This window comes from Flavobacteriaceae bacterium HL-DH10, from assembly GCA_031826515.1.
Taxonomy (GTDB): domain Bacteria; phylum Bacteroidota; class Bacteroidia; order Flavobacteriales; family Flavobacteriaceae; genus Thalassobellus; species Thalassobellus suaedae.
In genome coordinates, this window is the sequence record CP134536.1 from 3,882,960 (window position 1) to 3,897,104 (window position 14,145).

The 14,145-nt window shown below is 31.4% G+C and carries 10 protein-coding genes; 1 reads left to right on the forward strand and 9 read right to left on the reverse strand.

Annotated elements, in window-relative coordinates:
• Positions 1–280: 280 nt before the first annotated feature.
• On the reverse strand, positions 281–652 hold the full coding sequence (locus RHP49_16435; GenBank protein WNH12463.1) for a response regulator: 372 nt from the start codon (positions 650–652) through the stop codon (positions 281–283).
• Positions 649–1,788: a PAS domain-containing sensor histidine kinase gene (locus RHP49_16440; GenBank protein WNH12464.1), complete on the reverse strand. Its 1,140-nt coding sequence runs from the start codon at positions 1,786–1,788 to the stop codon at positions 649–651. The genes RHP49_16435 and RHP49_16440 overlap by 4 nt, the downstream gene beginning before the upstream one ends.
• A 588-nt stretch (positions 1,789–2,376) precedes the next feature.
• On the opposite strand from RHP49_16440, the gene RHP49_16445 reads away from it, so the two are divergent.
• Positions 2,377–4,380, forward strand: a complete 2,004-nt coding sequence (locus RHP49_16445; GenBank protein ID WNH12465.1) for a PAS domain-containing protein — start codon at positions 2,377–2,379, stop codon at positions 4,378–4,380.
• Positions 4,381–4,888: 508 nt separating this feature from the next.
• Here the strand turns inward: RHP49_16445 and RHP49_16450 are convergent.
• The 7 genes from RHP49_16450 to cobT form a co-directional block, all read right to left on the reverse strand.
• Positions 4,889–5,263 (reverse strand): response regulator, encoded by a 375-nt coding sequence (locus RHP49_16450; GenBank protein WNH12466.1) that lies wholly within the window; start codon positions 5,261–5,263, stop codon positions 4,889–4,891.
• A complete protein-coding gene (locus RHP49_16455; GenBank protein ID WNH14441.1) occupies positions 5,235–9,209 on the reverse strand; it encodes a PAS domain S-box protein in 3,975 nt (1,324 codons plus the stop codon). Before RHP49_16455 ends, RHP49_16450 begins: the two co-directional genes overlap by 29 nt.
• A complete protein-coding gene (locus RHP49_16460) occupies positions 9,194–9,370 on the reverse strand; it encodes a hypothetical protein (GenBank protein ID WNH12467.1) in 177 nt (58 codons plus the stop codon). The genes RHP49_16455 and RHP49_16460 overlap by 16 nt, the downstream gene beginning before the upstream one ends.
• A gap of 429 nt (positions 9,371–9,799) precedes the next feature.
• Positions 9,800–10,114, reverse strand: a complete 315-nt coding sequence (locus RHP49_16465; protein WNH12468.1) for an HPF/RaiA family ribosome-associated protein — start codon at positions 10,112–10,114, stop codon at positions 9,800–9,802.
• 1,671 nt (positions 10,115–11,785) lie between these two features.
• Positions 11,786–12,313 (reverse strand): alpha-ribazole phosphatase, encoded by a 528-nt coding sequence (gene cobC / locus RHP49_16470; GenBank protein ID WNH12469.1) that lies wholly within the window; start codon positions 12,311–12,313, stop codon positions 11,786–11,788.
• Positions 12,298–13,101, reverse strand: a complete 804-nt coding sequence (locus RHP49_16475) for an adenosylcobinamide-GDP ribazoletransferase (GenBank protein WNH12470.1) — start codon at positions 13,099–13,101, stop codon at positions 12,298–12,300. The genes cobC and RHP49_16475 overlap by 16 nt, the downstream gene beginning before the upstream one ends.
• The gene (cobT, locus tag RHP49_16480) at positions 13,098–14,144 is read right to left on the reverse strand and encodes a nicotinate-nucleotide--dimethylbenzimidazole phosphoribosyltransferase (protein WNH12471.1); all 1,047 of its coding nucleotides are present in this window, start codon (positions 14,142–14,144) and stop codon (positions 13,098–13,100) included. The genes RHP49_16475 and cobT overlap by 4 nt, the downstream gene beginning before the upstream one ends.
• Between the last annotated feature and the right edge of the window lies 1 nt (position 14,145).

A 14,145-nucleotide genomic window follows, 5' to 3' on the forward strand; every position in this document is an offset into this window, starting at 1 on the left:
CTTTATAAAATAAACCAAGGAAGCTTATTAGGCTTCCTTGGTTCTGTAAATTGCTATTATTAACTTTTCGTCTCTCACATGAAAAATTAAACTTTTGTGAGTATAATATTAGTTCAATTTTTTCTCATTCAAAACAACAAAGTAATAAGTGGTAAAGTTTCAGAATAAATGGTAAAATTAGTTATTTAAAATTATCAATTGGTTAGTGTCTATTCTTTTTGCTCTTTATAAAAAGTCAAATTCTAACTAAAGCTTACCACTATTAATAAGGGAATGCTATTTAAGCAGCTAACTTTTTCTTTAGCTCTTCAATTTTATCCAAAGTAAGTGGCTTTTCATAGTAAGCAATTATAGAGGAGTAATTTTTCGCTTTTTTTCTATCTTCAGGTCGTAAAGATGATGTTAGCATGGCAATCTTCACATGTTGGCAAAGTGACCTTTCATACTTTTCTTTTAAGAATTCCCACCCGTCCATTACTGGCATATTGATATCTAAAAAAATAATGTCTGGGCAAATGTTTTCTAGATAATTGCAGGCATCCATTCCGTTAAGTGCCTCATCTACAAATTCAATACCTGCACTTTTCAAAACTAATTTATGTATAAAATTAGTTGATTCATCATCTTCTATCAATAATACTTTGCAATTCATATCGTTTCATTATTTAGGTAAACATTAAACATAGCTCCTTTTTTTGGCTTACTTGTAACTTCAATTTTCCCTCCGTGCGTATCTATAATAGATTTAACAATATACATTCCAACGCCTGCTCCCTCCACATGATTGTGCAACCGTTTGAATAATCCAAATACCTTTTCTTTATATTTCTCGGAATCAAAACCAAGTCCGTTGTCTTTTACTTTTAAACATACCCTTTTATTATGCATAGTGGTTTTTACTTCTATTTTCAGTGCCTTATCTGGGTCTTTGTACTTCACCGCATTGGTAAGAAGGTTTTGCATGATGCTTTTTAAATGTAGAGACGGGTAATCAATTTCTGGGCATTCTGAAAAATCCACATTGATTATAGCTTCTGCTTTATTAAGTTTCTCATTAATACCCTCTTTTATTTCACTAAATATTTCATCGAATTGTAGCCTTATTTTCTTATCTTTTAATGTTGTTTTAAAATTAATAACATCATTTAATGAAAATACCGTTTTTTGAAGTTGTACAATACTTTTTTCTAATTGACCGAACAACTCTATTCTGAGTTGATCTGTAATAGTATCCGTATTTATCATATCCATGATAAGGGAAAGATTAGTAATCGGGGCTTTCAAATCGTGTGCAGCTACATAAGAAAAATCTTCTAGTTCCTTGTTTTTTAATATAATCTCTTTGGAGTACCTTTTTACTTTAGCAATCTCATTTTCCAATGCACTATTGATTTCCTGTAATTGCTTTTGCTCTTGCTTGCGCTGTGTAATATCTTGAATGAATACATGTACCAATGGAATATCCCTTAACATAAAACGACATGGTGTAGCCTCAGCTATAAAAATAGACCCATCTTTTCTTTGAAAACTTGTCTCCACACTTAACTTCATCTCATGTTCCATCTTTTTTAAAACCTCATTTGAATGTCCAAGTTCTTCCACAACATGAAGGTCTAATATACTCATATTAAGTAGTTCATTTCTAGAAAAACCAAACTGCTCGACGGCACTATCATTGGCATTCATAATATTCATCTCCATATCATGCACTAAGATTGGAATAACCGTTAATTTAAATATCTGTTTGAAGATATCACCACCTGTATCAATCTGCTGAAAATCTTTCATTGGCTTTGATATTTATATTAAGATATTATATACCGTTTGATTTAAACGGTTGTTTAAAGTGTTATTAACGATAAAAAAATGAAAGTATTTTCTACTAAAATAACTAAATAAACTAAACAAACAAACATTTATGAAAGTATCAATATGTTTTAGGAGATTAATTTTTTAAAGAATAAATTATATAAGCCCCATAAATATTAAGTAAAATATCAAAAAAAGTCAATTGTTATGAATTTCTAAACAGTATAAAAACTTCCAATTGTTGAAACTAAGGTAATAACAATTTTGAAGAAAAAAAAGAATAGTGAATCAGAGAAAAAATTGTAACCATATTATATAGTTACCTTTTTTAAACATTTTTTGAGAAAATTTTAATAATTTAGAATCTTACGTTAGGTAGTAGCGTATTGAACTTGAGCGCGATTTTAACAAAAAATGAGGTAGTGAAAGAATATGAGAATGATATTAATACTTGATTAGACACCAAACTATAAAGGTATTTTGTTAAATACTATTATTTTTAAATGATACAAAAATTGAATTAGGAAAGCAAGCTACTATACTGAACACTAATTTTAAGGCATAAAAATGGTTAATACCAATGATGAATTAGAAAAATATAAAAACCAACTAGAACAACTCAAGCGTGTTCAGGAAGCAGGAAAAGTAGGTTATTGGGCCGTATATGCTGGAAATGAGTTTTTGGAATGGTCTGCGGAAACCTACAAACTATTCGATATACCATTTGGCAAATCTATTACTTATGAAGACATGCTCATTTATGTCCATCCAGATGATAAAGATTATGTCAATGAAAAGTGGCAAATGGCTACTAAACATGGTGAATATGCTGTAGTTTATCGCATTATATCTGCTAAGCATAATATAAAGTGGATAGAAACTTTTGGAGATGTGGTGTTTGATACTGATGGAAATTTTATGCAAGCTTTGGGGATTGTGAGAGACATCACAGCACAGAAAGAAGGAGAAATAAAAAAGGTAGCTTTGACAAAGTTTCTAAAACGATCCCAAAAAATTGGTAAGCTGGGTAGTTGGATAATAAAGGCATCATCAACACCATTTTTCGAGTTGAACGAAGAGGCACAGATTATGTTTGGTTGGCCCTTAGGAAAGCTTATCAGTATTGATGATTGGATGTCTGCTATACATGCTGATGACCGTAAACATGTGATGCAATCTTGGGATAAAGCCATTAAAGAAGGTGAAGAATATGATATAGAATACAGAATCATTGCTAACAATTCTACTAAATGGATTAAAGCCGTGGGTGAAGCGGAGTTTGATTCAAATGGAGAATTCGTTCAGGCAATAGGTATCGTTAAAGACATTACTGAACATATTGCGCAACAAGAGAATTTAAGCATTGCCAAAGATCAAGCGGAGGCGGCTAACAAATTAAAATCAGAGTTTCTGGCGAATATGAGTCATGAAATAAGAACACCTCTTAATGGTGTTATTGGTTTTTCTGAATTACTCATGAAGACTTCCTTAGACGAGACACAAAAACATTACATGACTACCCTCAACGAATCCGCTCACAATTTAATTTACATCATTAATGATATTCTTGACTTGTCAAAAATTGAAGCAGGTAAAATGGAACTGGCGGAAGAGAAAGTGAATTTATTTGAGCTTATCAAGCAGGTTAAAAACATGTTTAGTTATCAAAATCAAGAGAAAAAAATTAATTTTCATATAAAAACTGGAACCAATTTACCTCGCTATGTATTAACTGATGGCTTGCGACTACAACAAGTGCTAATAAATTTGGTGAGCAATGCTATTAAGTTTACCAAAGAGGGTGAAATTGAGCTCAGTTTACAGTTGATGCATACAAACTCCCAAGCTGCGCATATGTTTCGTTTTTCCGTTCGTGACACCGGCATTGGTATTAGTACACAAAATAAGAACAAAATATTTGAGGCATTTACTCAAGAAGATTTGTCAACTACTAAGCAATATGGTGGGGCTGGGCTTGGTTTGAGTATTTGTAATGGAATATTAGCTATGATGGATTCCAATCTTCAATTAGAAAGTGAAATTGGAAAAGGAAGTCAATTTTATTTTGATGTTTCTTTTAAGCCTATTATGGAAGAATCAAGTAATTCAAAAGTTTCTAATAATATTAATCAGCGGCATGGAGATATACTTATTGATAAAGATTTGAAATCACTTGCCATTAAAATTCTGGTTGTTGACGACAATGATACAAACATTTTTCTAGCAGAAGTACTCATTCAAAATATTTTGCCTAATTCGACAATTCTCAAGGCCTATGATGGAAAAATGGCTATTGAACTATTTAAGAAAAACAAGCCTGATTTTATATTAATGGATGTTCAGATGCCAATTATGAATGGCTATGAAGCCACCGCTAAAATTAGAGAAATTGAAAACACACTCTTTTTAAATCAAAAAAGCTATAAAAGTATTCCAATAATAGGAATTACTGCAGGTATAATGAGAGATGAAAAGACAAAATGTTTAGAAGCTGGAATGAACGATTTTATGGCGAAACCTATTATTAATAATATCTTTATATCCTTAATTAGGGAATGGGTTTTACGCTGATTTTATAAAAAACTAATTTTAAAAAATAATGGTGAATTTTAATAATAAGTTTGCTGTAATTACTTCCCGATACAGAACATAATCTTATAATGTTTATAACACTTTATTGCTTTATGGTACAAATTTGGTACAATTTATTTCAAAGCTTTTCAAAATAAATTAATAAAAAACTGAAGACATATTAATGAGATTTGTAAAATAAAACTGATTCAATCAGGATTCTAACTATTTGCTCAATCCCCTCCTATTGTGGATTTCATATTCCAAAATAAGCAAAAAACGAACATTTGTTGAAATACCAATCTATATTTTCTATTCTAAAATTAATGCTATTGTATGTGAAATTCAATTTAATTTTTGAATTTATATAAGTAAAAAGCCGAACCTTTTAACTTTAAAATTAGAAAGTCTTCGAGCTTTTTTTATTTTGAAGAATATTTAATCTACTGTAGACTATCTACTTCTTGAAATTGAAGGATTAATTTTAAACATTTTTATTTCAGTTCTCTTAAAGTGTATTTACATTTAAGGGTTTTGTTAAAAACCTCTTCACATGAGAATAGCGCGCTGCCTTATCAATATCCTGCTGGTCGTTCGAGGAGCTAAGCATAAAAATATTACATTTATTTTTAATAGTATCTGGTAAACGGTCATATTCATTCAAAAATTCAAACCCATCCATTTCGGGCATTCTAATGTCAAGAAATATATAATCAGGAATTCGCTCAGGCTCATTTTGTACCTCTTCTAGGAATTTTAATGCATCAATGGCCGATGACAGAACAATAATGTTTTCAGCAATTTTATTTTTCAAAAGTAAATGTCTTGTTATATAACTGTCAATATTATTGTCATCAATCAGTAATATAGTTGTTGTTTTCATGATTATTTAAATTAAGAATGGTGATTGTAAATTTTGAACCAACCGATTTTTCTGATTCAATTATAATGTTTCCTTTCAGCTTATCAATGGTTTCTTTTACAATGTATAAGCCAAGGCCTGAACCTGTGGACTGTGTCGATGCCCGATAAAACATTTCGAATATCTTTGCAGTATCTTTTACTGCAATACCTATGCCGTTATCTTCTATAATGATTGTTGCACTATTTTTATCTGACAGAATTGATACATTAACAAATGATTTTTCTTTTGCTGCATCTTTGTATTTTATGGCATTGGATATCAAATTATTCAGTATAACGCTTATTCTTCTCTTGTCTGAAATGAATTCTGTGGCTTGCTTAACGTCAACATTTAGCTTAAACTCGTTATTTTCATCCATGAATTCATGTTTTACAAATGCTTCCTGAACCATCTCTTCAAATACAATGTTATCCTTTTCTAATTCTGTCCGTGCATTACGCGAATAGTTCAGAATATCCTCTATGAAATTATCCAGTTTTAAAACACTTTGTCTCATCATGCCCATATATTCCATTTGCAAACTATTGCTAGAATCAATATCATCGGTCGTCATGTCTATCAAACCAAGTAAAGAAGCTAACGGGGCTCTTAAATCGTGTGATGCACTGTATACAAAGCGATCTAATTCAGTGTTGGTTTTTTGGAGTTCTCTATGTTGCCTTTCAAGATTTTGTTCTACAATTTTCCGTTCTGAAATGTCTCGAACAAAAGCACAACTAAATTCTTTATCTCCAAATTTTATATAGTTGGATCTTATCTCAACTGGAAAAGAGGAACCATCTTTTCTTAGCTGTGTAGTTTCTATGGAGATAGAATGCTTTTCACGTAGCTCAGGAAAAAAAGTAGACCATAATTCAATGTTGAAGTCTGGATCAATATCAGGAACTGACAGACTTAACAATTCTTTACGGGTATAGCCAAGTGAATTGGATGCTGCCTCATTAACGTTAACTATTTTGGCATCAGATGACATCCAAAAAATGGCATCACTGGCATGATCAAATACAAATTGGGTTAATTCTAACTCCTGCTTAATTCTTTTACTTTCTGTAATATCTTGGCATGTACCTATTGCTCGTGTAGGATTACCATTATTGTCTTTCAAAATTTTCCAACGCTGCTCTATTACCTTTACCTTAAGCGATGTTGTTACAATACGATGTTCAAATACATTTATAGAAGAATTTTCAAATGAACTTTTGAACACTAAATCCACTTCAGTACGATCCTTATGGTGCACATATTCTAAAAAGTTTGAGTGAGACGGTTTATGGTTATCCATATCTATTTCAAATATTCTGAAAATCTCATCAGACCATATTACGCTATGGGTATTCAAATCCATTTCCCAATTACCCATTTTTGAAATGGTTTGAGCTTCATTTAATCGAGCTTCACTTTCTTCTATCCTTTTGCGTGATAGTACCTGTTCTGATACGTCCACCGCAAAGAAAAGAATCTTATCTGTTTTTCCCCCATTTCCAATATGTGGCTGGTATAGAAAATTTAAATATCTGTCAACAGGTTCACCGCTACTATTAATATCTAATTTAACAAGCATTTCATTAGCAGAAAATGCTTTGCCTGTTTTGTAAACTTTATCTAACATTTCAATAAACCCTTGCTCCTCAACTTCAGGCAAAACGTCTTTTACTAATTGACCAATAATATTCTTTTTGCCAATTAATTTTAAATAAGGCGGGTTAGCCATTTCAAACCTGTGATTGGGCCCTATTAATACGCCCATACCTGAAGGCGCTTCAGTGAACAAATCAAAGAATTGCTGCCTCTCAATTTCAAAAGCCTTTTCCAATCTTTTTTTCTCAGTAACATCTCTTGCAATCCCATATCTTACTTGGTGTTTTTCATCCCAGCGGGCAGACCATTCAATTGGTACTAATGTACCATCTTTACGAACATACCTGTTTTCAAAATGCATAAGGTCGTTACCTGTCATGACATTATCTGCGGTTAACTGTGTATTCTCACTATCTTCATGATAAACAAAATTGATGAGGGGTTTGCCAATAAGTTCTTCAGGCTTATATCCCCACACAGCTTCGCTAGCAGCACTTACCTTCAAGAAATTTCCTTTTGCATCTACTGCGCAAATAACATCCAATGACGAATCCATTATTTTAGTAATATCATTTAGGGCAAGTTGAAGTTTATTAGAGGTGCCCATAAGTTCGTCTACCGCAAGTTTACGCTCAGTAATGTTAACATGTGTAACCACTAGCATGGCGTTATCACTTTCAAATCTTTTTACGCGCATTCCAAACCATCGCTGCTCGTTAGGAGCATGGCAAGGGTATTCAAGATAGAAATCATTTTTTTTCCCTTGCAATACATCCATCATCCCTTTCAAAGTATCAGATGCAACCTCATCACCGCTTTCAGCAGATTTCCTACAGACCTCAAAATAATTACTACCCACCCCAGTGCGCAGTAAAGTAGCTTCTCCGTTATTAAATGCAAATTGCTCCCAAACATCATTAGTAGCAATAATACTTCCAAAAGTATCAATAACAGCAATGTGAGCGCTTAAAGAATTAAGGACGCCTAAATTAAATGTCTCACTTTTACGAAGTAATGTTTCTGTTTTTTTTCTCTCTGTTATATCCTGCGAATGGCATGCCGTTCCAATAACTTCCTTCCCTTTAAAAATAGGGTAAAAAGAAATTTCAGACCAAATCTCAATCGGACTATTCGTATATTCAACCTCTGTAAATGTATCTCCCGTAAATGCACGCTTATAAAATATTTTGTACCTCTTCCGCTGTTCTGGGTTTAATAATGTGCTAAGTATATTAGTCCTCTTTGTAATTATCTTGCCCAAATTAAGCTTCATGGCCTCATCAAAACGCTCATTGGAAGTAATCAAATGGAAATCTTTATCTACACTCCACATTAAATCTTTCGTGTTATTAATTAGAGCATGCAAATTGTTTTTATCAAACTCCTTTTCAATATCATTCAATTTCTTTTCAGAAATATCTCGGAAATTAGAAACCAACCCATTTAACTGAGGTACATTAAAATGGTTGGTAACCGTTCCATCACACCAGATCCAACTTCCATTTTTATGAAGTCTTCGATGCTCAAAATGAAATGATCCACCAAGTTTTTGTGATGTTTTATTACGTTTTTTTAGATACTCTTTTAAATCTTCTGGATGAATAAGATTCTGTGGATATTTATTTAAATATTCCTCTTTAGTATACCCTAATATCTTTTTAATAGATGGACTTCCATACACAATCTTACCCTCCTTGCATGAAATGGTATTTATCTCAGTACTTTTCTCAATCAAGAAGCGAAAACGGTTTTCATGTTGTAAGATCAACTGTTCTTTTTGCTTTTTTGCTTTTTCAAATAAATCAAGAGCAAAGGAAATATCTTTGGTCATTGTTACTAATAAAGCAATTTCTTCCTTTTTGAAATAATTTAATTCAGAAGCAAACAAATTAAAAGTTCCGATAATTTTATCTTTCTTTTTAATTGGCACAATCATACATGAAAGTAACCCCCGATCTGCCATAAATGGCTTCATGTTTTCTAATGGAAAATCATGCTCTATATTATTGCAGACATAATATGTGCTTTTACCCAATATAATTTCTTGAAAGCCAATATCTGGTTGGGATATATCAAAAAACATACGGACATCTTCAGCAGACATACCTCGTTGCTCAACAAGTTTGATTTTCTTGTATGCTCCATCCGGTATTCCTATCCATGCCATTTTGAATTCACCATGTTTAATAGCAATTTGACATACATTTTTGAAAAGTGATTCTTTATCTTTTAAGCGTGCAATTTTTTGATTAATCTTGCTAATAAAGGCAAAAAGGCGGCTAATCCTTATTATTTTTTCTTTTGCATGTTTTAGTGATTGATCAATAAAAACCCGCTCATTGACCCAACTTTTTTTTCTTTATTGAGATTAGCGAGTTTTCTATTTGCAATGGATAGATCTGTAGCTCGTTTAGCTATCCGTTTATTTTGTAATACAAGTTCTTTATTGGCAATGATTAGCTTCTCATATTCTAATATATTGGTCATTATTTATTTTTTAAAAATTATTTTGAATCCGTTACCGAGGAAACTGGCATAAAGTGAAAAAAACAAATAATCTATCGAGAGTATTAAATAGTTAGCTTATCATTTTATGGAATAAAATATGTGTAAAGTGGCATAGGCCAAACAAATATAAATCAAAGATAATCTATATGAAATCAATAATTTTACATGATTTCATCAGAAAGTTATATATTTAAAGTTATTGTTGCGTTTCATGCTTAAATCACGTTCGCTTTCGTTTTCATAAGGTAAAGAAATGAAGGTATAAAAACAGATAAAGGGTCTTTGTATCATATATACCAACTTTTTTAAAGTTTAAAAAATTTTCTTCTATATATGGTTCCTGATTGTATGGCCTTGTTTAATTCGAACGGAAGAACATAGGATTTAGTGACATTCATCCTACCAAGTTTAATAATTCTTTAAACGCCCTCCAATGGTTTTTAATGAAGCCATTAATTTTTCAAGCGCATCATTCACCGCTTTTTCTAAAGTATTAGCATGGCTAGTAACAGCAATGGGTTGTCTGTTTTCAATCCGGGCTTCGAGCATGCAACGTTTATCATTCTCTCCTTTTTTCTGACTATTTTCGTCTGAAAGATGAACTTCAATTCTAGTTATATTATTGCTAAAATTCGAAAGTTCGGCTTTTAATATTGAGTTCAAATAACTTTCAAGTCTTTCATTTCCAGCTATATTTTTATCGGTATTTAATTGAATTATCAAGATTTTTTTGTTTTAAAGATTATTTATAAAAAATATGTGTTTTAATTAATTCATCAATATTATTTTCAATGCTTTTTTTTGACCGCATTACCAAAAACTTTATAGACCTTGATGATTTTGTTTAACTTAAACAAAAAATGGTACAACTTTAAATATTAATATTGCTAATTATAACAAAAAATAACAAAATAAGGGTTATAATAGTTAAACCTATTAGAACAAGCCTCATTATTCTATATTTTAAAAAGATTAACTCCATTGAGGGATTTGTTTTTAATTTTTTTTAAATCATTTTTTTTGCCAAAAATTTCTTAATTGGAGATGATTGGATGGCATGAATATATTACACCGTTGTTAATTAGTACTCTTCCAATATTAATGGCATTGCAAAGATCTATCATTAGTCCTGTAAGGCTGTTACATAAAATTTTAAAATGATTACATAACTCGCAGATATCTTCAGCTTGTAGTACTTTTTTGGTATTTTTATTTTTTGATTTCTGTTAGCGCTAAGCTTCTATCTATGATTCTTCCTTTTTTTAATCTATTTATATTAGTGTTCCAGATGAATTTTTGAGATACTCATAAAAGGTCAGTTAACTTTTTATCCTTAGTATTTAATATTACTGAAAAAAAAAGCAGACATCTAAGTCTGCTTTCTAATGCCGGATTAGATTACTCGCTTTGATTCTCTAACCAACGATCAAATTAACACATAACAAAGATGCTTTAAAAATTACAAATTAGGTTATACCTTTTTCGGGGAGATTTACATAATTCGCAGATGTTAAATAAAAAAAAAGCAGACCGTTAGGCCTGCTTTTTAATTTCAGATTAAGCTATTCACTTGGGGACTTTTAACTGACAAACTGATTAATAGCTTTAACAAATATAATGTAAGACATATAAAATTAATTACATTCTTTTGGATAAGGTTTACATAAAACACAGATTTTGATTATCACAAAAAAGTTTTCTAAACAGTCCTTTTAATTTTTGATAAGTTTAGTCAATGATGGATGACTTAGCAACAAAATGCTTGATTAGTTTTATAGTGTAACTAATTTCAAAAGCGTTTTATTTTTTTTGTTACTATAAGATTTGAAAAGAAGCCTATCTCAAATCTTTTCTCTAAACTCTTAATGGCTTCAAGATACTCCACTAAGTTTCTTTTATAATATTTTCGTATTTCCTCATCTTTGCTATTCTGATAATTATCACTAAAAGCTGCTTCTCCTCTTTTAATTGTTTTAGCCTCTGCTTTATCAATATTTTTTTAAAGCACTGTTTACCATTTTATTATATCAATATAGTTTGATGTAGTTTATATAATTACTTTCCGACACAATATGTAACGCCCCTTGATACACCCTACTTTGGAGGTTACGAGGTGTAAAAATGATGTAAACTTTTGATTACTTTTGATATTATTATAACATCTATCTTACAAATTCGCTTTTTTTCTAATATTAGCTACTATACTTTTTAAATCGAATTTGATTTGTCTTATACTCAAAAATTAATGTAATACGATGTACTAGATTCATTACCTTAAACTTTAAAATTTTACTGCACTAACTTTTTAAATCCTTTGTAGTCGTTGGTTTTGATGTTTATTGCAATCATATCTCATTCAAATCCTTGCGGTCTTTTTTTTAAATTTTTACATCTCTAAGCTCTATAAATTATTTTTATGACGGCTCCATATTCAATAACTAAAGCATTAAAGGATTTTTTTAAAGCTATGTTTTTAAAATACGCCCATAAACTTCTTATAACGCCAGCGTGTGTTACAATAGCTATTCGATTATAATCATTTGGTATATCTTCTAAAAATGATATTCCTCGATTTTGAAGTTCTTGGTAAGACTCTCCGTTATGCGTTGGTTTATTCACCCAATCATCATACCAAGGCTGTATCTCATTATGCGGTATATCGGTCCATTTTTTAAGTTCCCACGAACCAAAATTAAGTTCCTTTAAGCGATTATCTAGTGTAATATCTTCTGAAATAACATATGCTAATTGCGTACAACGCTGCAAAGGGCTAGAATACACTTTATCAAAACTTTTTGGAATTGCGCTCAAAATCTTTTCAGCTTCTAAAGAAAAGGTGACTCTTAGAGGGATATCACTATCCCCATAACAAACCCCTTTTCCAATCTCTGGCGTGGTGTGCCTTATCAAATATATTTCCATAGTATAAGCATACTTAAGTAAAATATAATTTCACTAATTTGTTGAATAGCTCCCAAGCAATCTCCCGTGTAACCGCCAATCCATTTATTAAAAAACCTAGCAAGTAACACTTTTACCATATAAATAGGAAAAAGTAATAAAAAGACATAAGGTGTTTGAAATAAAAATAATGGAAATAAAGCAAAAGCAAGTGCTAAAATAAATGCTGGACTTATCCATTTTAAACTTTCTGGAGTAATTGATTTTAATTTTGAAGTGCCATCATTTACGCGAGCATATTGATGCGTAATCATGACACTAACTGCTAATACCCTAGTAAGGCTATGACCAGCAAGCAAAACAAATAAAACAAAATAATGAGTAGGAATTCCATTTGCGACCGGTAAATCTACCAAAGCCACTAATAATTGAAACTTCAACAAAAGTGCCATTATTAAAGCTATAACACCATAAGCACCTATCGTACTATCCTTCATTATTAGAAGAATTTTTTCTTTGTTCCATCCTCCGCCAAAACCATCAACAGTATCCGCCAAACCATCTTCATGAAATGCGCCTGTTATTAATAAACTACAAACCATGGAAATAGTTACGGCAATTGAAACAGGTAAAATAGTAAGTGATAAAATCAATATAAAAGCAGAAAGTCCACCAACCAACAAACCTATAAGAGGTAAATATTTAATTGACTCTATAGAATACTCTTTTTTAAATTGAATGACTTTTGGAGTAGAAATTCTGGTATAAAACATTAATGCCGTAAAGAATATTTGGATTTCCTTTTTCATTCATTTCCTTTATTAGAAACGCTTGCACTGTCAAAACTGGCTAATTCATTTATTAAATTCACAGCCGACTGTACTAAAGGAAAAGCGATGGCTGCACCTGTACCTTCACCTAGCCTTAAACCTAAGTTTAATAAAGGTTTGGCTTTAAAATAATCTAATAATTTTTGATGTCCTGGCTCTCCAGAAGTATGTGCGAAAACACAATAATCAATCACTTGTGGATTTAATTTTGAAGCAACCAATAAAGCAGATGTTATGATAAATCCATCTATTAATAAACCCATTTTTAATTCAGCAGCTTGTAACATAGCCCCTGCTATCATCGCTATTTCAAAACCACCAAACGTTTGTAAAATGTCTTCTGTTGATGATACCGAACTGTGTTTTTCTATAACCGCCCTAAGCACTTGTTTTTTCTTTACAACACCTTCGCTATTTAACCCTGCTCCCATTCCAACACAATCCTCTATTGGCATTCCTAACAACTTACTCATTAGCAAAGATGCAGAACTTGTATTACCAATCCCCATTTCACCAAAACCAATAATATTAGAACCTTCCGAATAAATACTGGTTGCTATGGCTGCTCCTTTTTCAATACACGTTTCACATTGCGCTTTAGTCATTGCTGGTTGATGCAGGTAATTTTTTGTGCCTAAATCAATTTTTTCATCAATTAACCCTAACAAATTTTTAAAATCATATTTCACACCCGAATCAATCACTTTTAAAGCAATGTTGTGCTGCTTGGTAAACACATTAATACCTGCACCACCACTTAAAAAATTATACACCATTTGCCAAGTAACTTCTTGTGGATTAGGATTTACAACACCCTCTTCAGCAATACCATGGTCTGCAGCAAATACAGCAATCGTTGGTTTGCTTAATTTAGGGCTTAAAGTTTGCTGAATAACACCTATTTTTATGGCAATGTCTTCCAATATTCCTAGAGATCCTTTAGGTTTTGTTTTGTTATTTACTTTGTGAACTAATTGTTCTAAAATGGCTTGATCTGGTGATTGAATATTAAATGTCTTCATT